The 22,584-nt window shown below is 57.4% G+C and carries 19 protein-coding genes; 12 read left to right on the forward strand and 7 right to left on the reverse strand.

The annotated features are described in order from the left end of the window. Positions 1-40 precede the first annotated feature (40 nt). The 4 genes from AC13D2_RS18525 (at position 41) to AC13D2_RS18540 (ending at position 3,324) form a co-directional block, all read left to right on the forward strand. A complete protein-coding gene (locus AC13D2_RS18525; protein WP_292049922.1) occupies positions 41-913 on the forward strand; it encodes a helix-turn-helix transcriptional regulator in 873 nt (290 codons plus the stop codon). Between the two features lie 53 nt (positions 914-966). Continuing rightward, a complete protein-coding gene (locus AC13D2_RS18530) occupies positions 967-1,164 on the forward strand; it encodes a hypothetical protein (RefSeq protein ID WP_300494348.1) in 198 nt (65 codons plus the stop codon). 156 nt (positions 1,165-1,320) lie between these two features. Further along, a complete protein-coding gene (locus AC13D2_RS18535) occupies positions 1,321-2,628 on the forward strand; it encodes a methyl-accepting chemotaxis protein (protein WP_300494346.1) in 1,308 nt (435 codons plus the stop codon). Between the two features lie 81 nt (positions 2,629-2,709). Continuing rightward, the gene (locus tag AC13D2_RS18540) at positions 2,710-3,324 is read left to right on the forward strand and encodes a hypothetical protein (RefSeq protein WP_300494344.1); all 615 of its coding nucleotides are present in this window, start codon (positions 2,710-2,712) and stop codon (positions 3,322-3,324) included. Between the two features lie 41 nt (positions 3,325-3,365). Here the strand turns inward: AC13D2_RS18540 and AC13D2_RS18545 are convergent, their stop codons facing one another. The 7 genes from AC13D2_RS18545 to xdhA form a co-directional block, all read right to left on the reverse strand. Next, a complete protein-coding gene (locus AC13D2_RS18545) occupies positions 3,366-4,178 on the reverse strand; it encodes a substrate-binding periplasmic protein (RefSeq protein ID WP_300494343.1) in 813 nt (270 codons plus the stop codon). A 60-nt stretch (positions 4,179-4,238) separates the two neighbouring features. Beyond that, on the reverse strand, positions 4,239-6,161 hold the full coding sequence (locus AC13D2_RS18550) for a methyl-accepting chemotaxis protein (protein ID WP_482939012.1): 1,923 nt from the start codon (positions 6,159-6,161) through the stop codon (positions 4,239-4,241). A gap of 111 nt (positions 6,162-6,272) precedes the next feature. After that, complete coding sequence (locus AC13D2_RS18555) at positions 6,273-7,661, reverse strand: uracil-xanthine permease family protein (protein ID WP_421911950.1); 1,389 nt, start codon at positions 7,659-7,661, stop codon at positions 6,273-6,275. 70 nt (positions 7,662-7,731) lie between these two features. Next, positions 7,732-9,087 (reverse strand): 8-oxoguanine deaminase, encoded by a 1,356-nt coding sequence (locus AC13D2_RS18560; protein ID WP_482939013.1) that lies wholly within the window; start codon positions 9,085-9,087, stop codon positions 7,732-7,734. Between the two features lie 171 nt (positions 9,088-9,258). Next, positions 9,259-10,137, reverse strand: a complete 879-nt coding sequence (gene xdhC, locus AC13D2_RS18565) for a xanthine dehydrogenase accessory protein XdhC (protein ID WP_292049929.1) — start codon at positions 10,135-10,137, stop codon at positions 9,259-9,261. Then, entirely contained in the window at positions 10,122-12,488 is a 2,367-nt protein-coding gene (xdhB, locus tag AC13D2_RS18570; RefSeq protein WP_482939014.1) for a xanthine dehydrogenase molybdopterin binding subunit, read from the reverse strand. The genes xdhC and xdhB overlap by 16 nt, the downstream gene beginning before the upstream one ends. Further along, a complete protein-coding gene (gene xdhA / locus AC13D2_RS18575) occupies positions 12,481-14,040 on the reverse strand; it encodes a xanthine dehydrogenase small subunit (protein ID WP_300494328.1) in 1,560 nt (519 codons plus the stop codon). The genes xdhB and xdhA overlap by 8 nt, the downstream gene beginning before the upstream one ends. 279 nt (positions 14,041-14,319) lie before the next feature. Here xdhA and AC13D2_RS18580 point away from each other — a divergent pair, with 279 nt between their 5' ends. The 8 genes from AC13D2_RS18580 to AC13D2_RS18615 all read left to right on the forward strand — a co-directional run bounded on the left by AC13D2_RS18580 (position 14,320) and on the right by AC13D2_RS18615 (position 22,566). After that, entirely contained in the window at positions 14,320-15,006 is a 687-nt protein-coding gene (locus AC13D2_RS18580) for a TetR/AcrR family transcriptional regulator (RefSeq protein ID WP_300494327.1), read from the forward strand. A gap of 195 nt (positions 15,007-15,201) precedes the next feature. After that, the gene (gene guaD / locus AC13D2_RS18585; RefSeq protein WP_482939015.1) at positions 15,202-16,503 is read left to right on the forward strand and encodes a guanine deaminase; all 1,302 of its coding nucleotides are present in this window, start codon (positions 15,202-15,204) and stop codon (positions 16,501-16,503) included. A gap of 232 nt (positions 16,504-16,735) precedes the next feature. Then, complete coding sequence (locus AC13D2_RS18590; protein ID WP_482939026.1) at positions 16,736-18,112, forward strand: NCS2 family permease; 1,377 nt, start codon at positions 16,736-16,738, stop codon at positions 18,110-18,112. A gap of 13 nt (positions 18,113-18,125) precedes the next feature. Further along, on the forward strand, positions 18,126-18,941 hold the full coding sequence (locus AC13D2_RS18595) for an outer membrane protein OmpK (RefSeq protein ID WP_421911954.1): 816 nt from the start codon (positions 18,126-18,128) through the stop codon (positions 18,939-18,941). A 76-nt stretch (positions 18,942-19,017) separates the two neighbouring features. Beyond that, entirely contained in the window at positions 19,018-19,371 is a 354-nt protein-coding gene (gene uraH / locus AC13D2_RS18600) for a hydroxyisourate hydrolase (RefSeq protein ID WP_292049935.1), read from the forward strand. A 50-nt stretch (positions 19,372-19,421) separates the two neighbouring features. Beyond that, positions 19,422-20,657 (forward strand): urate hydroxylase PuuD, encoded by a 1,236-nt coding sequence (locus tag AC13D2_RS18605; RefSeq protein ID WP_482939016.1) that lies wholly within the window; start codon positions 19,422-19,424, stop codon positions 20,655-20,657. A 110-nt stretch (positions 20,658-20,767) separates the two neighbouring features. Beyond that, positions 20,768-21,718: an allantoinase PuuE gene (puuE, locus tag AC13D2_RS18610; protein WP_482939017.1), complete on the forward strand. Its 951-nt coding sequence runs from the start codon at positions 20,768-20,770 to the stop codon at positions 21,716-21,718. A gap of 11 nt (positions 21,719-21,729) precedes the next feature. Beyond that, a complete protein-coding gene (locus tag AC13D2_RS18615; RefSeq protein WP_482939027.1) occupies positions 21,730-22,566 on the forward strand; it encodes a bifunctional allantoicase/(S)-ureidoglycine aminohydrolase in 837 nt (278 codons plus the stop codon). The last annotated feature ends 18 nt before the right edge of the window (positions 22,567-22,584 follow it).

Raw genomic sequence — 22,584 nt, forward strand, 5'->3', positions numbered from 1 at the left:
TAGTCTCGGAAGGGTGCCACATGGTTAAGGTCTGCTGGTTATGTCGCGTGCTCTCCGAATCTTTCACGGGGCATTCGGACGAGTTGCGTTGCTCGGAATGGATGAGTCGCTCGTCCCGCATGCTCACTCAGAATGCCATGTTCTTCTGAAAGCGTCAGGAGGCGATACGTTTTTTTCGGTCCGGAATCGGCAGCAGCCACTGACCGACCAGACCGCCGTTTTAGTCAATGCCTGGGAGCCGCATTCCTACGACCATCAACATGGCTCCGACGACACCGTGATCCTGGCCCTGTATATTGATCCGAACTGGCTTGCTGCTCTGAAGCATACATTGTCGCTCAGTGGTCGCCCTGATTTTTTCTCGCAACCTTGTATCCAACTGGCCCCGTCTATCCGTACCAAAGCGGATCTGCTGATATCAGACGTGCTATCGTTCGATACGATTCAGCCTCAGCGGCTGGAGGGTATGCTCTTTGATCTGATGATTAGTATTATTGAGAGGTATTCAGACTGGATCCACTTGTCCCGTTTAAGGGTCTATTCCGCTGGCGGCTTCCACGATGCGCGAATCCGGAAAGCCAAGGAGCTTATTCTGAACAAACCTCAGGGTGACCTCCATATGGAGGCTATCGCCCGTGAGTGCGGCTTGTCCAGGGCCCAGTTTTTTGCCCTCTTCAGGAAGAATACTGGCATGACGCCCCAGATGTTGGCCAACATTGGGAAGATGCAGTTGGCTTTCCAATGGCTTTCAGAAAACCGCTCGTGTACGCTTGGTAACCTCTCGGATACTCTGGGCTTTTCCTGCCAGGGGCATTTCACCCGCTTTTTCCGCCGACACATTGGCGCCTCACCAAGCCAGTATCACAGGACGATAGACGTATACCCTACTGAAGGCTCTGATATATACCGCTGAAGGTGTATGCACCCTCATGTCAGCAAACAGTCAACGACCGCGCCGCCCGGACCATGGAGCTGACCGAGCTGCGTGACCGGGAAGTCAGCGACGAACTGCTGCCCATGCTGGACGCCCAGCACACCCCGTTACAGACCCGTGACCAACTGGTGCAACTGAGGCTGGTCAGGCTGGTAGCGCCAGTGGATCTGTATAAGGCCTTGGAGGGTGGTTGGGATGGTGGGCATGGGCTGGCGCAAGACGAGCATTGATCAGTGCGCTGAGAGTGGCCGGTTATTGAGCTAAAAATGTATTGTAATTGTTCCTTACAGTTCGTTTCGCTAACAGTACTTTAAAATACTTATTTTCCCGATGAGTTGAGCATACATTGAACAATGTGCGGCTTCATCCATCAGGGAGAGAGTGTCATGTTTGGGCGCCATCGTATTGCGGAATTGACGGGTCAGTTAACGGTCTCCAGAGGCGAGCAGGAAAGGGTGCAGCAAACCCTGGATGCCATTGCCGCTCAGATCGGGTATATCGAGTTCAGCCCTTCGGGAATTGTAGAGTCTGCCAATGATATCCTGCTATCCATCGTCGGGTACGAGCGCCAGGAGGTCATTGGCAAGCACCATCGGTCACTGTGTGACTCAAGCTATACAGCATCGTCGGAATATCAGCGCTTCTGGGAGGATCTCGGGCGCGGTATCAAGAAACAAGGCACCTTCCCCCGCTTTGCCAGGGATGGTCGACGTGTCTGGCTGGAGGCCACCTACTTCCCTGTCACCAACGAGGACGGGAAAGTCTTCAAGGTCATCAAGCTAGCAACAGACGCGACCGCCGCCCAGGACAAAGTGGCGGATGATACTGCCATGCTCGATGCCATCGACCGGTACATGGCGGTTATCAAGTTCACGCCTGACGGCACGATACTGGAAGCCAACGATAACTTTCTGGCCACCACCGGTTACGCCAAGGACGAGATCCTCCACCAGCACCACAAGATGTTCTGTTTTGATGATTTCTATCGCAATAATCCGGACTTCTGGGCGCGGTTGGCTCGTGGTGAGAGCTTTTCAGGGCAGTTTGAGCGCAGGGACAAAAACGGTAAAAGTATCTGGCTGGAAGCCACCTACAGCCCTGTGCTGGATGCTGGCGGGCAGGTATACAAGGTGATCAAGTTTGCCTCGGACATTACCGCGCGGGTGAACAATGCCCGCGAGGCGGCCGACGTGGCTGCTGCCACCTCCGAGGAAACCTCGCAGATTGCGGCTGAAGCCACTCGAGCTCTCAACCTTGCGGTAGAAACCTCGGCGTCGGCACTGGCTGAGGTGGCCAGCGCCACGGAGGTCAGTCGGGATCTGGAAATCCAGGCCGAGCAGATTGGCAGCATTGTCAGCACCATTCGCACTGTGGCGGAGCAAACCAACCTGTTGGCCCTGAACGCAGCGATCGAAGCCGCCCGTGCCGGCGAAATGGGGAGGGGGTTCGCGGTGGTGGCCGACGAGGTGCGTAAACTGGCTGCTAAGACCGCTCAATCCCTGGAAGAAATCTCCACGGTTGTAGGCAAGAACAGTCATTTGATTGAGTCGCTGCGCGCGAACATGGACGGGGTATCGACGCTGTCACGTCGCAGTTCGGATGAAATCTCCGGCATTGCCACCGGTATTCAGCAGGTGGAGAAAGGTATGACGGATCTGGCGGCGGTGGTGGCGCGGTTGAGCAATGAGGAATAATCTGTTTCAGGTACCGGGGTTGAAATCCCGGTGTTTCGACAGAACGTGTAAGCGCATATGTCGGCTGAAGCAGGAGAGCGAATGGAATATATCAGCCCCATCAGCAGCGCGGTCATGGCGGTTATCTGGATCGTTTATTTTCAGTTGTTCCTGATCCAGTATCAGCGCAATAACCGTCCCTATATGGTCATTCACCATGCCCAGAACGAGAATCCGGACGCCCTGTGTCTGCTGGTGAATATGGGCAAGGAAACCATCCATGTTCAATGTGTGCAGGTGGTACTGCAGACACGTAGCGGTGACGAGAAAGCCCTGACCGTTACCGAGTACCGTCGGGTTGGGGCAGACGACAGTAATGTACACCAGGTTCTGCGGCAGGGTCCGTTGCAGCCCGGTGGTTACCTGGTACTGGGTTCGTTCCGCAACATTATCCTGGGCCGCCGAAGTGACGATAGTGACAGTGACAGCGACAGCGACAGCGATTACCTGTTCGAGGATGTTACGGCCGTTGAAATCCGGGCTGCTGTGGTTCATGGCCCCAGCCGCTATGCGGTGGGTGTACGCCGGCGTTTCTGGCTGAGGCATGAAGGCGCATCGGAAATTTTCCCCCGCGATATTCAAAGTGAACAGCTCAACCGCAGGCGTCACCGGCATGAAGTGCGCCGCTGGCTGGAAACGGAACTGTGCCCTCAGTAGCTTTGGTCAGTTTGGGCAAGAATACGGCGAGAGGGTCAGTGTCACTGAGTGTTTTTCGCTTTTTGCCGTTTGAGAAAGTCCACTTTCCATTGCTCCATGCCAAAGTACTCGGTGCCAATGTTGGCTTCTACCCGATGCTTGGCCTTGATCGCCGCGACCTGTTCGTGGCGCTCCTCAAGAAAGCTGTCGAAGCGCGGTAGCAAATCCCCATGCCTGATCGTTGAAAGCCGGTAGGAGCTTCGGGTATGCGGGAGATTGGGATCGAACACGAGAACGCCCGGTCTTACCCGAACATTGTTGATGTGGTGCAGGGCGACCACCACGTTGTAGTAAGCGCCATCGCTGTTCTTCAGCAATGCCTGATGAATCATTTCGGGCAGGCTGTCACTGGGTACCGGGAGTATCTGTGAGGCCTCGATCTTTTCCTCGTATCCCCGGGCCGTCCAGCCATCAACAAGGCCGATGCGTTTGAGGTGGTCCCCATCCAGGCCGAGGCGCCGCGGAGACACCAGAACGCCGTCAACGTACTCCACAATGGGGCGGCTGTAGCTGATCCTGTCCCCGGTTTTTGCCGAACGGGCCCAATCGGGATGATCCGGGTATTTGAAGTCCACCTTACCTTCAACCAGGGCCGGCATCAGTTCATCGACGGGCAACGGTTTATAGATGAAGGTTACGCCGGCATGTTCTGCGAACAGGTCCAGTAGCTCACGGGCAAAGCCGGTATATTGGCCTTGTTCGTCAACCCCGTAATGGGGCAGGAAGCTTCCCCGTTCCACGCCAACCACGTATGTCTGCGCAGTTGCCTGGGCGGTTAAGGCAAACAGCAGGCAGGCGGCAAATATGTGCTTCATTTATGGCTCCTTATAGTTGTTGGATGAGCGGTACAGCGCCCGGATCTTGTCCTCGTTGAGTCAGTCCTCACGGTCGAGCCGGAACGCTTTCATTTGGGCTTCGAGCTTTTCAGCCATCGCACGCAGTTCTTCAATCTCACGGCTGGCGGTCATCATGTCCTCGCTCGAACGCGTGCTGAGATGAGAGATGTCCTGAACGTTGGAGCTGATCTCCTCGGTGACGGAACTTTGTTCTTCGGTTGCCGCAGCCACCTGGTGGCTCATCTCTACAATCCGGTCCACGTTTTCGCCGATTCCATCCAGGGCTTTGCCCATGCTGGCGGAAGTGCTGACGGTTTCTTCGGTGGCTTTCTCGCTTGTGGCCATGGTTTCGACCGCACGCTCGGAGCCCTCCTGTAAACGCTCGATAATGGTTCGGATTTGCTTGGTTGATGATTGCGTCTTCTGTGCCAGGCTGCGAACTTCGTCGGCGACCACAGAGAATCCGCGCCCGTGTTCACCGGCCCGGGCCGCTTCGATGGCTGCGTTCAAAGCCAGTAGATTGGTCTGGTCAGATATGGCATTGATCACTTCGATCACCTGGCCAATATCCCGCGCTTCCACGGCCAACTGTTGGATTGCCGAGGCCGATTCACGGATGTTCTCCGCCATTCCCTCAACCTGGGCGATGGAGCGCGACATGCCGTCACGGATGTCACTGGCGCTGTTGCCGACCTGCTCCAGCTGGTTTGCCGTTTCCGTGGCGCTTTTGGCAATTTCCTGAACCGTAGCTTCCATCTCGCACACCGCTGTGGCGACGGAGTCCGTCAGGCTGCTTTGCTCCTTGGCCCGGTCGGTGTTGGCCGTCATGACGGTGGAGGTTTGCTCGACAAAGCCCTTGAGCCGGATTGCCGTCTCCAGAAGACCCCGAACCATCTCTCGTTGTGACCCGACAAACTGGTTGAACCCGGTGGCTAATTGGCCCAGCTCGTCTTTGCGTTCAACGGCCAGTTCCTGGGTGAGGTCTCCGCCTCCCTTGGCAATTTCGGTCAACGCCCGAGTGATTTTCGTCAGTGGCTTCGTCATGCGAGTGGCGACCAGAGCTATGATGCCCAGGAAAACAAGGGCTACGAGGACGCCGACGAGCAAGGATGTCTGGTTGGCCCGGCTGGCTTCGCCATAAATCTCGGCAGACGGAACCTCTACGACGACGCGCCAGTCCGTGATCGACAGAGGCAGGCTGGCGGCGACGTAGCGACGGCCATCACGCTCAAACTCGGTCAGATGGTACGTTGAGTCCTGGAACAGTTCGGCGGCGGCCGTCGGAGAGATAACCTTCGATAGGGGCTGGTCTGTTTGCTGCAGGTCAGGATGAATGTTGACCTGGCCGGTTTCAGACACCAGGTACACGATGCCGGTTTCACCAAAGCGGAATTCCCTGATTCGCTCAGCCATCTGATCAAGCCCGATTCCGACGCCGGTTACTGCGATAGCCTCACCGCCATCCTCCATGCGGGCATTGATGAAGAGGGTAGGTTTGCCCGTCGCTTTGTCCACGTCCAGCGACAGGTCCATGGTCTCGCCGCTTTCCAGGAAATTATAGAACCAGCGGTCCGCCTGGGGAGTAACCACCCTGTCGATGCCCTGATGGGTGTAGTAGTTGCCCGTGTTTGCCGACACGAAGTGGGCGGAGGCGGCTTCCTGGCTGCGCCTGACCCCCTCCAGATATCGGGTGGCGGCGCCGAGCCCCTGCTGTGGTTCGTTGTCACCTATCCACTCTTTGAGGTAGCTGTTCCCCGCGATTAGCCGTGACGCTGTAATAGGAGCCTGGAGGTCGCGCTCAACGGAGTTTGCTATGGCCTCCAGGCTGGATGGCAGGGCCGAGTTAAGCAGGTATCGATCAAGAAGCCCTCGCATCTGGACGATATTAAGGGAAACCAACAGCAGCGTGCTGGCAAGCAGTGCTGCCCCCATTCCTATGATTAGTTTTAGGCGAATGCTCATCGGTACTCCACGGCGATTGCGTATTGCTGTCTGAGGAAACGCCTTCTCCTGTCCCTCCCTCCTTGAGTGAAATAACGGCGCCCAAGGGGCTCTCCCAGCCCCTCTGGATGTTCAAAGTGAATCAGGTTTTATCAAAGTACTTTCTGTCCGTTCAGCGCCGTCGGGCACCGGTTTATGGACTTTTGGAAGAATAAGGTTCAGCGCGATGGCGGTAAGGGCCCCGGGGATCAATCCGGACTCGATCATCGCTTGCAGGTTTTCCGACAGATTGGCATACAACCCCTCTTGCGCCGGTAAACCCACCGCTATGGTCAGAGAAGTACCAATGATCAGCATGTTACGCTTGTCGAACGGCACCTGGCTGAGCATTTTTATGCCGGCACTGGCGATCATACCGAACATCAGCAATACCGCACCGCCGAGTACCGCGTTGGGAATACTGGAAACGAGACCTCCGAGCTTTGGCAACAGACCGGCCAACACCAGGAATCCGCCACCAATCGCCACCACATAGCGGCTAACGACACCCGTCAATGCGACCATGCCTACGTTTTGGCTGAAACTGATCTGGGGAAAGGCATTGAAAATGGCCGCGAACACGCTCGCGATGCCATCGGCCATGACGCCACCAGAGAGCTCCTTCCTGGTGGGCTCACGGTTCAGCCCGCCTGCGGTGGTACCTACTATATCGCCGATGGATTCGGCCACGGTGACCAGAGACAGCACTACCACGGGGATAATGGCGGCCATATGGAACTCGATACCAATGCCGAGCGGGGTGGGGAACGTCACCCAGTCCGCATCGCCCACCTTGGAAAAATCGACATAGCCAAAACCAGCGGCAGCGGCGAAGCCAACCAGCAAGCCGGCCAGTGGGGCAATTTCACTCCAGACACCTCGGCCGAACTGGTGAAGACCCACTGTTACGACGAGAACAAGTGAGGCCAGTCCGATGTGATGAGGGGCACCGAAATCCGATACGCCGAAACCACCGCCAGCGTAGGCGAGGCCAACGGGCATCAACAAAATGCCCAGCATTACGACAAAGGTTCCAGTCACCACTGGCGGGAACAAAAACCGAAACCAGGGAAGAAACAACCCCATCAGCGCCATTGCGACGCCTCCGCACAACGCCGCCCCAAGGGCGGCGGGCAACCCCATACCGATGGCAATGGGAATCAGGACCGGTACGAATCCGAAGCTGGTCCCCATGACAATAGGAAGACGAGCACCGATGGGCCCGAGGCCCAGAGATTGCAACAGGGTGGCGATGCCAGCAACAAACATCGCAGCCTGAACCATAAAAGCGGTCTGGTCGGGAGGCAGGTCCGCCGCCCCCGCGATGATGATCGGCACGGTCACGTTGCTAACGAACATCGCCAGAACATGTTGAATGCCCAAAGGTATCGCGCGGCTCAGGGGTGGCATGGCATTAACGTCGCGGGTGCTATAACGGTCACCTGGACCGGTATCTGGCCGTTCGGATGTACTTGTTGTCATGAGTCTCTCCTAGTGGTTGTTTTTGTAGGAATGCCTGACTGTTGACTACCAATAGCTCTACAAAGATCTTCTAAATGGCTCTCCTTAGTTGGCGGGCAGCCTCATCATGGAGTGCCATCAGCGCGTCAAGGTCGACGTCGCAGGGCTGGCCGCCGGTCACTCTCCAGCGCCCGGCGACCATGACCCGGTCAGCGCGGTGCGCGCCACACAGCAGCAACGCAGCCAGTGGGTTCTCCGCGCCTGAGAAGCGCGGCTCATCAAGTTTGAACAGCGCCAGGTCAGCCTGCTGGCCTGGCTCCAGTCCGCCGATATCCGTTCGTCCCAGGCAGCGGGCCGAGCCTTCCGTTGCCCAGCGGATGACGGCTTCGTGTGTGACCTGGCTTGGGGAGTAACGCAGGCGGCCCAGAAGCAGAGCCTGGCGCATTTCCGAAGCAAGGTTTGAGTGGTCATTTGACGCTGAACCATCGACCGCAAGTCCGACCGGTGAGCCGGCAGCTTCGAGCTCGAGAGTGCGGCACAGCCCCGAGCCCAGAATCATGTTTGAAGAGGGGCAATGGGCGATGCCCGTGCCTGCGCGACCGAGGCGCTGAATCTCACCGTCGTTGAAATGAATACCGTGGGCCAGCCAGGTGCGATCGGTGAGCCAGCCACTGTCCTCGAGGTAATCCAGAGGGCGCATGCCAAACAGCTTCTGGCAGTAGGCAGTTTCATCTTCAGTTTCGGCAAGATGGGTGTGGAGGCGAACGTCGTTCTTCTCTGCAAGCCGCGCGCTCTCGCGCATCAACTCCCGGCTTACTGAAAACGGTGAACAGGGGGCCAGGGCGATGGTGGTCATGGCCCCTTCAGCACGCTGGTGATAACGGTCGATAAGACGCTGGCTGTCCTCGACAATGGTTTGCTCGTCCTGGACCACGGACTGTGGCGGCAGGCCACCATCGTCGCGCCCGACGCTCATGGATCCGCGGGTCAGGGCGGCACGGACGCCGAGGCGCTGGGCGGTTTCGACCTGACAGTCAATCGCGTTGACCAACGCGCCGGAAAAGACGTAGTGATGGTCTGCTACGGTGGTGCATCCCGACATCAGCAGCTCGACCATCGCCAGTTCGCTGGCCAGGGCCATCTGGCTGTCGTTGAGATTGGCCCAGACATCGTAAAGCGTGGTCAGCCAGGGAAATAGCTCTTTATTGAGCGCGGGGGAATAGGCACGGGTCAGGGTTTGGTAGAAGTGATGGTGGGTATTCACCAAGCCGGGTAACAGGACATGCTCTGAAGCATCAAAGGTCTCGTTGACGGGCTGGTGAGGTTGCTGCCCCCCGGCCACCTTTTCCACAATTCCTGTTCCTGCGACGACAATACCGCCGGCAGCGCTTGGGTCAGAGCAGGCAAGCGGATTGCGAATCCATAATCTGTGGTCTGTTTCGGTCATTTCTACAGCTCTTTGTTGTATACATCATGACCGATAACTTCGTACAATTATGTATTACTTGTCAAGAAAAATTGTGAGCAAATTGAACTTTTGACGGCGGGCTGTAAGCCAGGCCAGCGCTCGAGCGGGTGCTGGCCTGGGGTTGGCAGAAATGTCAGGTTACCTGCTGAGTCACGTTTTTTGGCCCACAACCTCGACCTCTCCAGATTTAACTTCCTTCGTCAGAGCTTTGAGTGCCCCCCAGGAGAGACCTCGCTTTGAGGGTTTCTCGGCTGTGTCGGAAGCGACCAGGCTAAGAAGCTCGGCGGAAATGGACACTGCGACTTCCATGGGCCGCTTGCCCGGGATGTCACTGCGCCCGACGGGGCACCGAATGCGGTCGATGTCCGTTTGGGTATACCCACGGTGATCAAGGCGTTTGCGAAACCGCTCCGCTTTGGTCTGCGAGCCGATCAGACCGATGGTCAGCACATCATCCTGTTTGAGCAGCGCCTGGCAGAGATCGTAATCCAGTGCGTGGTTGTGGGTAAGAATCAGCACATGAGCATTGCTGCACAGACCCGGAACATCCCCGGCCGGGTCGTCGGTACAGTGAACGGTGGTGTTGGTGGGAACTGTGGCGGGAAAACATTCCTGCCGGGAGTCGACCCAGGTGATCTGCCAGGGCAAATCCCCCACGATGCGCATCAGGGCATGGCTGACGTGACCCGCACCAAAGACCACAAGGCGGGCGTCGCCGCCAGACTGGGCTTCCAGCAGGACCGCCACGCTACCACCACAGCATTGTCCAAGGCTGGCGCCCAGGGGGAAATGCGCCAGCTCGTAACTGTATTCGTGGTTTGCCAGGCGCTCGCGGGCGCGGGCGATCACCCGGTATTCCAGATGGCCGCCGCCGATGGTGTCGTAGCTGTGTTCCCGGGTGACGACCATTTTACTGGCCGGCTCCCGTGGTACCGAGCCTGTTACGCCCAGTACCGTGACCAACACATAGGGCTGACCGCGACGTTCGCAGTCAGCAACGGCTTGGATCCAGGTCAGGCGGTCTTGCATGACGGTTCCCCCTGCGCTGCTACCCAGCGCTCGGTTGCAGTGACAGCCTGGAGCATCCGTTCTGGTGTCGCAGGCGTATCCAGGGGCGGGCTGTAGCGATAGTCCGCCACGCTCGAAACGGCGTCACGCAGGGCTGACCATACGGCCATGCCCAGCATGAGTGGCGGTTCGCCCACGGCCTTTGAACGGAATACGGTGGCTTCCCGGTTGGGGCTGTGAGGCAACAGGGCTACCCGGAAATCCGGTGGCGCGTCGGAGACTGCCGGGATTTTGTAGGTCGCGGGGCCGTTGGACAACAGCCGGCCTTCGTCGCTGTAAACCAACTCTTCGGTGGTGAGCCAGCCCATGCCCTGAACAAAGCCGCCTTCAATCTGGCCAATGTCCACGGCCGGATTCAGCGATTGTCCCACGTCGTGGAGGATGTCCACCCGCAAGGCCTTGTACTCTCCGGTGAGGGTATCAACCACCACCTCTGCGCAGGCAGCTCCATTGGCGTAATACAGGAAGGGCCGGCCTTGACCGGTTCCACGGTCATAGTGAATCTTGGGAGTGCTGTAGAACCCGTTGGAAGACAACGAAACCCGCGCCATGTAGGCCTGTTGCACGAACTCCGCCCAGCCGAACGGCTGCTCGCCGACATGGACCTGATTGTTTTCGAACCGAACCGAGTCCGCGCTCACGCCATAGGTTTCAACGGCAAACCCGACCAGGCGCTGCTTGATTTTCTCGCAGGCATTCAGGGCAGCCATGCCGTTCAGGTCGGTACCCGAGGAGGCGGCTGTCGGTGAAGTGTTGGGTACTTTGTCGGTCCGGGTCGCGGACACTTTTACCCGGTCCAGGTCCACCTGGAAGGCCGCGGCCACGACCTGGGCTACCTTGATGTAAAGCCCCTGGCCCATTTCGGTGCCGCCGTGATTGAGGTGAATGCTGCCATCGGTGTAAACGTGCACCAGTGCACCGGCCTGGTTGAGGTGCTTGGCCGTGAATGAAATGCCGAACTTCACCGGTGTCAGGGCCAAGCCCCGTTTCAGTACCGAGTTCTCTTTGTTGAACCTTGAAATCTCGGTACGACGCTGACGGTAGTCCGAGCTGGCCTCGAGCGTGTCGATCAGGTCTGGCAATACGTGTTGCTCGACGGTTTGACCATAGTGGGTTACATCACGGCCAGGCCCGTACAGGTTGCGCTTGCGGACATCCAGCGGGTCCATGTCGAGATGGCGGGCGATATCGTCCATCGCCCGCTCAATGATCATCATGCCCTGGGGGCCACCGAAGCCTCGGAAGGCGGTATTGGAAACCGTATGGGTTTTGCAGCGGTGGCCAACAACACGCGCCTGCCCCAGGCTATAGGCGTTGTCGGAATGAAACATGGCGCGGTCGACGATGGCATCGGACAGGTCCGGCGAAAAGCCACAGCGGCCAGCCACCATGATGTCGGCACCCCGCAGCACACCCTCGTTATCGAAGCCAATGTCATAGGTGTTGAAAAAGTCGTGTCGCTTGCCCGTTTGTACCATGTCGTCGTAGCGCGCCATCCGGTATTTAACGGGCCGTCCTGTGCGTCGGGCAAGCAGGGCCGAGATACAGGCCAGTGGGGCGGCCTGGGTTTCCTTGCCGCCGAAGCCGCCACCCATGCGCCGTACTTCCACCTGGACTTCATGAATAGGGAGATCAAGAACTTCGGCCACCAGCTTTTGCACTTCGGACGGGTGCTGGCTGGAGGTATGAACAAACACGCCCGCGTCTTCGGTAGGCTCTACCAGGCACGCCTGTCCTTCCAGGTAGAAATGCTCCTGTCCGCCAACGTGCATCTGGGCCTGAAGGCGATTCGGCGCTTCTGCAAGCGCTTTATCCGGGTCGCCCCTCAGCTGGGTATGGCTGGGGCGCACGAACAACTGCTGATCAAGCGCGGCCTCCGCGGTCAACGCGGCAGGAAGGGGCTCATAACTGACTTTCGCAAGTCGGGCCGCCTGGCGGGCCGCGCGATGACTCGTTGCGGCAACGGCAAACAGCGGTTGGCCCACATGTTCGACCACATCTCCGGCCAGAACCGGATCGCCAGGAAAGACCGGCCCGATGTCGGTATGGCCGGGCACGTCCTCGACGGTCATGACCGAAACCACGCCGGGGTAGGCCCAAACCTCGCTGAGATCCATGGCGGTGATACGGGCGTGGGCGTGTGTACTCTGGCCGACGGCCGCGTGCAGGAGTTCTGCGGGCTCGGGGAGGTCGTCTATATAGCGGGCCTGTCCTCGAACGTGCTTCCAGGCACTGTCGTGAAATGCCTGGGTGCCTGTCAGCCCTTTCGCCGTTGTGGTGGGCCGCGGAATATTGGGAGGTAGTTTACGCATAGTCAGTCACCATGAGGGGCTGGTTTGTTGTTGTGGTGTCTTGAGTGCTCTCCAAAAACGCGCGGCGCAGCAGGTTGCCGGCTACTTGCAGGCGATAGGCTGCGGACCCCCGCACGTCTGTCATGGGTTCAAATTCGAGTTCCAGTGCGGCAATAGCGGCCGCAACCGTGTCTGCATTCCAGGGCTGTCCTCGAAGTGCCGCTTCGGCACCACTGGCCCGCTTTGGCGTGGCTGCCATCCCGCCAAAGGCCAGGCGGCAGTCCTTGATGGTTTCGCCGTCGCGCTTGAGCCAAAAGGCACCCAGCACCGCGGAAATGTCGTCATCAATGCGCTTGGAGACTTTGTAGATGAACAGGTTTTCGTCAGGGGCCGGGTTGGGGATCCAGGTGCCCCGGATGAACTCGTGAGGCTGGAGGTCGGTCTGCTTATAGCCGTGGAAGAAGTCCTCCAGGGGCAGGCGCCGGGTACCATCAACGCTGTCCAGATCGAGTTCTGCCCCCAGTGCGATCAGTGCCGGGGGCATGTCTCCGATGGGCGATGCGTTCCCGATATTGCCCCCGACCGTCCCGCGGTTGCGGATCTGGCGTGAACCCAGGCGCTCCAGCATCGGCCCGAAGTGCGGCCAACGCTCCTCGAGCTTATGGAACATTGCACGGTAGGTGACGCCGGCTCCGATATAGATCCCGTCTTCGTCCTCGTTGATCACCTGCAACTCCTCGACACCACTCAGACCAATCAGGTGATCAAGGTCTTTGAGCTGTTGGGTGATTTCAAGAGCCAGGTCGGTGCCGCCGGCAATCAACCTTGCCTTGGGAAACTGATGGCACAGCCCACGCAGCGCCTCAAGAGAGACTGGTGCGTCGTATCGGTAGCCGTGATCGTCGGTGAGTTCGCCAGCTGTATTCTGCACGCTTAACAGGTCGGCGATCATTTCGGGGTCCTGCAGCCAGGCTATGCCGCCAAGACCCGGCGCGGGGTTGTTCGGCGTCGCGCCATCCGGGCCACTGAGCGCACTGCTTCGGCTCAGAACGGCGTTACCGGTGCCGGGTTCCCAGGTTTGCACACAAGCCCGGCGCCCGGCTTCGATGATTGGGCGGTAGCCCGTGCAGCGGCAAAGGTTGCCCGACAGCGCCTCCAGTAAGGCCTCGTCGTCGGGTACGGAACCATTCGCCGCGCTTTCTGTATGTAGGGCAAACAGTGACATGATGATGCCCGGCGTGCAGAAACCGCACTGGGCTCCGTGACACTCCACCATCTCCTTCTGTACCGGGTGAGCTGGCTCTTGGGTCAGCGCGTCGACGGTCACCAGATGTTTGCCATGCAGGCTTCCGACGAGCGCAATGCAGCTGTTCACGCTGTCGTAGCGGAGCTGTCCGGATTGCTCAGGATCGGGCGAGCCGATCACCACGGTGCAAGCTCCGCAGTCGCCGGATGCACAGCCTTCCTTAGTGCCCGTCAGTCGCTTCCTGGTGCGCAGCCAGTCGAGGATGCTTAGATTCGGGTCGACTTGGTTGAGTTTTTGTAGTTGGCCGTTCAAGTAGAATCTGATCACAAATTTTCCCGCTCTTCTGCACTTGCGCCGGGCTCTTTCTGCTTTTCTCTTTGTTAAGACTGAGCATCAGAGTCATTGGCGTAAGCCCTTGATTGATTTCAGTAGTTGCACAGGCGATGCCGCATCACGGATGCCAAAAGTCACATGGGCCCGTTATTCTTTTTACAATTTCTTGACCAAATAGTCCAGTTTTTTGTGTAAAGACTATTCCTTTGATTGCCGCACAGAGATCGGCTATCGTCGGAGCCTCGACGTTCCAACCTGAAGTTACCCGACACCATGACCCGTCAAATCGAACCAGACTCCCCCGAAACGAAACGAACAACGTCATCAGGCGACAAGCGCAAGAAAGTGCGCCCGGGCCGAATCCGTGAGCGCAATCGTGAGCGTATTCTGATGGCCGCGGAAAAGGAGTTTTCCCAGAACGGCTTCGGAGCAACCACCGTTCAGAAAATTGCGGATAGGGCGGGCCTGCCGAAATCCAACGTGCTCTACTATTTCAGCAATAAAAAGCGCATCTACTACGCGTTGATGGATGACATCATGGGGCGGTGGAACGAGATGTTCTCGAAGATACAGCCAGAAGACGACCCCGCCACGACCCTGACCAGCTTTATTCACGCCAAGGTAGAGCTCTCCAGGACTCACCCCCTGGCATCGCGCCTGTTTGCATTGGAAATCATTCAGGGGGCGCCGGTCCTCAAGGATCATCTATCCACGACCATGCGGGAGTGGGTACAGGCGCGAGCGGGTGTGATTCAGCAGTGGATAGACGCGGGGCGAATGGCGCCCGTCGATCCGGTGCAACTCATCCTCCTGATTTGGTCATCCACGCAACATTACGCTGACTTCCAGGTCCAGATCCTCGCGATTGAGGACAAGAGCGAATACACCGAGAGTGACTTTCAGCACGCCGCGGATTTCCTGACGTCTGTCATTCTGCGCGGTTGTGGCCTCGCGCCCTAACTCCTGACTCCTGACTCAAAAGTGCCTGGCATACCGCCGTCGTATGCCATCGACGGCTCTCGGCCATGAAAATTTCCTGACTTGTTGGTCAGTTTTTTATTGACCGATCTGCCAATCCTGTTTAAATTTCCCTGAGACACGCAATCCAATCGTCGCCAACAATACCAATGCGACAGAAAACTGACGAGAGTGACCATGTCCCAGCGCAAAGCCTACCGTGCCTCTGTTTTCCACTGCATCGCCGACCCGGGTGTGGTGGGTGCGGAACGTTCCTACGAGTATTTTGAAGACGGCCTATTGGTGGTCGAGGACGGCATTGTCGTCGAGGTGGGCATGGCGGAAAGCCTGTTACCATCGCTGTCTCCTGAGGTTGAGGTCGTTCACTACGAGAATGCCCTGATAACTCCGGGCTTCGTCGATACCCATATCCATTATCCGCAGGTGGGAATCATCGGCTCCTATGGCGCTCAGTTGCTGGACTGGCTGGAAACCTACACCTTTCCCTGTGAGGGGCAATTTGATGATACCCGGCACGCTCATGCCCAGGCTGATATCTTCCTCCGCGAACTGCTGAGAAACGGAACGACGACAGCCCTGGTCTTCGGAACCGTCCACAAACAGTCGGTGGATGCCTTTTTCGAGCGCGCGTCCAAGCTGAACCTGCGGATGATTGCGGGCAAGGTGCTGATGGACCGTTGCGCTCCGGACTACCTGGTGGACACGGCGGAATCTGGTTATGCGGACAGCAAAGAACTTATCGAGCGGTGGCATGGAAAGGGCCGTTTGTCCTATGCGGTGACGCCCCGATTTGCACCGACGAGCTCTAATGAGCAGCTCGAGCTCGCAGGCAAGCTCTTCAAGGAATTCCCGGGCTTGTACATGCACACCCACATTTCCGAGAACCGACAGGAGATAGAGTGGGTCAAAGAGCTGTTTCCGGAGCGGGATGGTTATCTCGATGTATACGACCACCATGGCCTGATTGGTGAGCGGTCAGTGTTTGCACACGGTGTTCACCTGCACAACGATGAATGCCGGCGTCTGGGCGACACTGGCTCAGCGGTTGCCTTTTGCCCGACGTCGAACCTTTTCCTTGGCAGTGGTTTGCTCGACCTGGCGCACCTGGAGTCGCATGGGGTGCGCGTTGGCCTGGGCACGGATGTAGGAGCGGGTACCAGTTTTTCCCAGCTTCAAAGTCTTAACGAGGCGTATAAGGTGCTGCAACTGCAGGGGCAGAAGCTGGATCCTTTTAAGGCCTTTTACCTCGCGACACTGGGCGGAGCCCGGTCCCTCTACCTTGATGACAGGATTGGCAGCCTGCGGGCCGGGAAAGAGGCGGACTTTGTTGTGCTGGATTATGAGGCCACGCCCCTGGTCAGTTACCGCCTGAAGCATTCCAAAAGCCTGGAGGAAACACTGTTTGCCCTCATGATTCTTGGCGATGACCGTGTGGTGAAGGAAACCTTCAGCGCGGGCGCGTCCGTTCACCGCCGATAGCGTGCCACTGGCGGGCTGCCCGTTGCCGCTGATGAGCATGCCCACCCTTGGCTTGAAACCTTTCTGCCATACCTCTTCGGGTCCATCTTTTTTCTTGTGCACAATCGTTATAAGAATTGTGTTGCAATTGTTGTATACAAAAGCATAATCGGAGTTGTGGTTCCTGACCGACAAGTCAGGAAATGCCAATATGGCAAACCAGCCATCACCTGCCTCAAGGGCTCTGCTCTGGGTGATAGAAAACAACAATGATGAGGAATACCTTGTGGAAAACATCGATCAGCAGAAGCGCTCGCTCGGAGCGTTAGCGAGAACGGACTGGCTCGAGCGCATTTTCAAGCTCCGTCAGCATGGAAGCTCAGTTAAAGTTGAGCTGATGGCGGGCCTGACCACCTTCGTAACCATGGCCTACATTATCTTCGTTAATCCCAATGTTATGGCTGCGGCCGGCCTTGATCATGGTGCTGCGTTCGTCGCCACCTGTTTGGGGGCGGCACTTGGCTGCCTGCTCATGGGGTTTTACGCCAACTGGCCGGTGGGATTGGCTCCGGGCATGGGGCTCAACGCGTTTTTTACCTACACCGTCGTTGGCGAAATGGGCTATACCTGGCAGGTTGCCCTCGGCGCGGTCTTCCTCTCCGGCATCCTGTTTATGATTATGAGCCTCTCGCGAATCCGCGAATGGCTGCTTAACAGCATTCCGATGAGCCTGCGTTTTGCCATGGGGGCGGGGGTTGGTCTGTTTCTCGGGCTTATTGGCCTGAAGACGGCGGGCATTGTCGTCGACAGCCCTGCGACGCTGGTGACGATGGGGTCTTTTGGTGAACCTTCAACACTGCTGGCTGCCATCTGCTTTTTGCTGATTGCGGTGCTTAGCCACCGCAACGTTTTCGGCGCCATCCTGCTGAGCATGCTCGTGGTAACGGGGATCGGCTGGAGCATGGGGCTTGTGGAATATGGCGGGGTTGTGTCGCTCCCGCCCAGCCTGGCGCCAACCTGGCTGGCGATGGATATTGCGGGCGCGTTGAACGTGGGAATGATCAGCGTTGTGCTCGCGTTTCTCTTCGTGAACATGTTCGACACCGCGGGAACACTTATGGGGGTGGCTCATCGTGCAAACCTGGTTGACGAGAACGGCAAGATAGAAAACCTTTCCAAATCCCTTAAAGCGGACAGTACGTCCAGTGTCTTGGGCTCTTTTGTGGGCTGCCCGCCGGTAACGAGCTATGTTGAAAGCGCTTCAGGCGTGGCCGCGGGTGGTCGCACTGGTCTGACGGCCGTCACTGTCGGCTTGCTGTTCCTGCTGGCAACCTTCTTTGCACCTCTTGCGGGAATGATCCCGGCCTATGCGACCGCAGGTGCGCTGATATACGTCGCTATGTTGATGATGAGTGGAATGGCCCACATCGACTGGAAGGACATCACCGACACCATTCCGGCCATCATTACGGTGGTGATGATGCCGCTGACCTTCTCCATCGCCAATGGTATTGCGCTGGGCTTCGTTACCTATGCCACGTTGAAGCTGCTTACCGGGCAGAGGAAGAAGGTATCCGTCAGCCTGTATGTGCTCTGTGTCATCTTTATCGCCAAGTTCGCCTTCCTGTGACGGAAGAAGGCGCATGGTTGACCAAAACCCGAGGTTTTACCCCAAAACAACAACACGAGAGGTAGTAATAATGAAACTGTTGCAAAAAATCCTGCTGGCGGCGTGCGTTTTCACCGCGTTTGCTCCGGTTGCTCACGCTGAAAAATTCTTCGGCAGTTCCAGTGTGTCGCTGCTTTATAGCGATGACTATGAAATCTTTGGCTCTCAAAAAGAGTCTGCGACTGTGTTTACCTTTGAAAACGCGACCGCCCATAACTGGGGAGATACGTTCTTCTTCATTGACCGCTATCAGGTCCAGGGGGGTTCAGGTAACGCTGACTCCACCTACGGGGAGTTCGCACCTCGCCTGAGCTTGAGCTGGCTGAGCGGCCAGGACCTGGGTTTCGGGCCGGTTAAAGATGTATATCTGGCAGCCCAGTATGAGTTCGATGGTGGGGTAGAGGCGAACAACTACATGTATGGGCTTGGATTGGGCTGGGACATCCCTGGATTTCAGTACTTCAATACCAATGCCTACTATGTTGAAAACAATACCGCGTTCGACACGCCGGACGACTGGCAACTGACCGTAACATGGGGGGCACCGTTCGAACTGGGCAGCGCGTTGTTTCTCTTTGACGGGTTTGTCGACTATTCATCTGGGGTAAGTGGTGGTCAGAGTGCGGACTTGCACATCAACCCCCAGCTTAAACTCGACCTTGGCCACTTCACGGGAGAGGCTGGCGTGTTGTTCGCCGGTATAGAGTACTCGTACTGGCGTAATAAATTCGGTAGCCCGAATATAGATACGGAAAATGCCGTTAGCGCCCTGGTCAAGTTCCACTTCTGACCCTCGCTATCATCATCGGATCCATTGGGCCGCTGGTTTCAGCGGTCCAGCTGCCATCACATGACAGGAGAACTTTATGGGACGCCTTACCACACACGTACTGGATACTTCGCTGGGTCGCCCCGGACAAGGTATTCGTATCGAGGTATACCGGCTGGAGGGTGAATCGCGCACTTTGCTGAAAGAAGTCACCACCAATGATGATGGCCGCTGCGATGCCCCGATTCTTGAGGGTGAAGCCTTTACCAAAGGCCAGTTCGAACTGGTCTTTCACGCTGGTGACTATCTCCGGCGCCAGGGCGTGGAAGCCGACGAGCCGCGCTTTCTCGATGTTATCCCATTGCGTTTCGGCGTGGCTGACGCCTCTCAGCACTTTCATGTGCCCCTTCTACTGTCTCCCTACAGCTACTCCACCTACCGCGGTAGCTGAGTCGAGATGGTCAGTCATCAATACAACAGTGCGAACAAGAGAACAGGTTAATGGAAGCTTACATTCTGGATTTTGTGAATTTCATGTTGCGGTGGCTGCATGTGATTGCGGCGATTGCGTGGATTGGTGAGTCAATCTACTTCGTGATGCTGGATAACAGCCTCAAGCCGCCACAGGCCGAAAACTGCAAAAAGAAGGGGGTTTTTGGTGAGATGTGGGCCGTGCATGGGGGCGGTTTCTATCACAACCAAAAGTACGCCACCAGCCCGGGTACTTTGCCTGCCGACCTGCATTGGTCGTTCTGGAAATCGTACACCACCTGGCTGTCGGGTTTCGCACTGTTCGTTATTCTCTACATGGTCAACCCAGGCTTCTACCTGGTTAACACCAATAGCAGTTGGCAGTGGGCTGCTGAGCTAAGTGGATGGCAGGCCAACGTTTCGGCGGTGCTTTTCCTGGCATTCGGGTGGGTTGTATACAATGAGTTGTGCAAGCGCATAAGCCCCAACATGGAGCGCGACGGCATTCTGAGTATTGCGGTTGGGGTGCTTCTTGTCATTGTTGCCTATGTAAGCACGCAATTGTTTGCTGGCCGCGCCGCCTTCCTTCTGACTGGTGCCGTCATGGCGACAGCCATGTCCGCGAACGTTTTTTTCTGGATCATTCCGGGCCAGCGCCGCATGGTCGATGCCATGAAGGCGGGCGAGGAGCCCAATCCGATTGATGGCAAGCGCGGTAAACAACGCTCTGTACACAATACCTACTTCACGCTGCCCGTCGTTCTGCTGATGATCAGTAATCACTACGCCTTTGCGTATACAGAGGCTCAGGCGTGGTTGGTGATGTCGCTGCTCATATTTGCCGGCGCCGTTATCCGCCAGTTTTTCGTACTGATGCACGCGGGCAAAACCCAGCCTTCCTACCTTCTCGCAGGCGGTGTGCTGATTCTGCTGACGTTCTGGGTGGCCGCGCCCACGGGAGAGTCCCAGGTGGCAGTGGCTCAGGCAAACGCCGAGCCCAGTACGACACAGGAGACAAGTGAATCCCCCCTGGCTGCCAACGTGGGCGCGACAATTGAACAGCACTGTGTGGGTTGCCATTCGAAGCAACCGGAGAACCCGGCGTTTTCGGCTCCGCCTGCGGGCTTTGCGTTTGATGCGGTTGATCAGATTCTCAGCCATCAGGCCAAGATCCAGGAGGTTGTGGCGAACGGATACATGCCGCTGGGCAACTCCACGAACATGACGAAAGAAGAGCGCGAAATCATCAAGAACTGGGGTGAATGAGTGTTGCGTTCAAGTTGGATACAATATAGTATGATTAAGTATACAATGAACATTGAAGGCGAGTCGGCACCAACGGCCTGCCAAACGGATTGGAAAAAGGAAGTTGCTTGATGAGTCCGGCTAATCCAGATCATTACCCCCGAGACCTGATTGGTTACGGTTCTGAGCCTCCCCATGCAAATTGGCCTGGTCGGGCACGCATTGCCGTGCAGTTCGTTCTCAATTACGAGGAAGGTGCGGAGAACTGCGTTCTGCATGGCGATACGCATTCGGAGCAGTTCCTGTCCGAAATCGCCGGGGCCGAGGCCTACCCAAGCCGGCACATGAGCATGGAATCAATTTATGAGTACGGCTCGCGGGCAGGGGTATGGCGGGTACTGAACGAGTTCCAGCGTCGCGGCATGCCGCTGACGGTGTTTGGCGTGGCGATGGCGCTTGAGCGGCACCCCGAACTTGCCCATGCCTTTAAAGAACTGGGTCACGAGGTCGCCTGTCACGGTTGGCGCTGGATTCATTACCAGAATATTCCGGAAAGTATAGAGCGCGCGCATATGCGTCGGGCCATCGAGATCTTCGAGGCTTTATACGGTGAGAAACCGGCTGGGTGGTATACCGGGCGCGACAGCGAGAACACGCGCCGTCTGGTACTGGACGAAGGCAGCTTTCTCTACGACAGCGATTACTACGGAGACGATCTGCCGTTCTGGACCCGTCAGTACGATAGCCAGGGCGAGATGCACAACCATCTGGTGGTGCCTTATGCCCTGGACACCAACGACATGCGCTTTGCTTCAGCACAAGGCTTCGGCACCGGAGAGGACTTTTACCAGTATTTGCGGGATGCCTTCGACGTGCTTTATGCCGAGGGTGAGGACGTGCCAAAGATGCTGTCCGTTGGTCTCCACTGTCGGCTGGTAGGTCGGCCGGGGCGCTTTCGGGCCCTGCAGCGATTCCTCGATCACATAGAAGCCCATGATCGTGTCTGGGTTACGAGACGTGTGGATATTGCCCGCCATTGGGCCGAGCACCACCACCCGCTCTCATCCAAGGAGCAGCAATGAGCAATCGATCTGTGAACAAACCTACGTATTACGCTCCCGCTGGCGGGCATCCGCCTCAGACCCAGTTGTTGTCTGACCGTGCGGTTTTTACTGAAGCCTACGCCATCATTCCCAGGGGCGTGATGCGGGATATCGTCGCCAGTGCCTTGCCGCATTGGGAAAAAACCCGGCTTTGGGTGCTTTCACGCCCGCTGTCCGGGTTCGCCGAAACCTTCTCCCAGTACATCATGGAAGTGTCTCCGGGGGGCGGCAGCTCGCGACCAGAGCTGGACTCATGCGCAGAAGGGGTCCTGTTTGTGGTTGAAGGCGAGATGGCCCTGACCATCGCCGGCCAACAACACCGGATGCAGGAGGGCGGCTATGCCTTTATCCCGCCGGGTGCGTCCTGGCAAGTGTTCAACGAGAGCGACGCGACGCTGCGTTTTCACTGGGTGCGAAAAGCCTACGAGCATGTAGACGGCATTGATGTGCCTGAGGCCTTTGTCACCAATGAGACAGACATAACGCCCACCGAGATGCCAGGAACTGAGGGTCGTTGGACGACAACACGCTTTGTTGATCCGCAGGACATTCGCCACGACATGCACGTAAATATTGTCAATTTCCAGCCCGGCGGAGTCATTCCATTTGCCGAGACCCACGTGATGGAGCATGGCCTTTACGTGCTGGAAGGGAAGGCGGTTTATCACCTCAACCAGGATTGGGTTGAAGTGGAGGCGGGTGACTACATGTGGCTTCGGGCCTTCTGCCCGCAAGCATGCTACGCCGGTGGGCCGGGACCTTTCCGTTACCTGCTTTACAAGGACGTGAACCGGCACATGAAACTCAGCGGATTCGGTTCGCGCTGAGCTGAGACGAGGACATTT

It is taken from the genome of Marinobacter sp. B-12 (assembly GCF_056857915.1).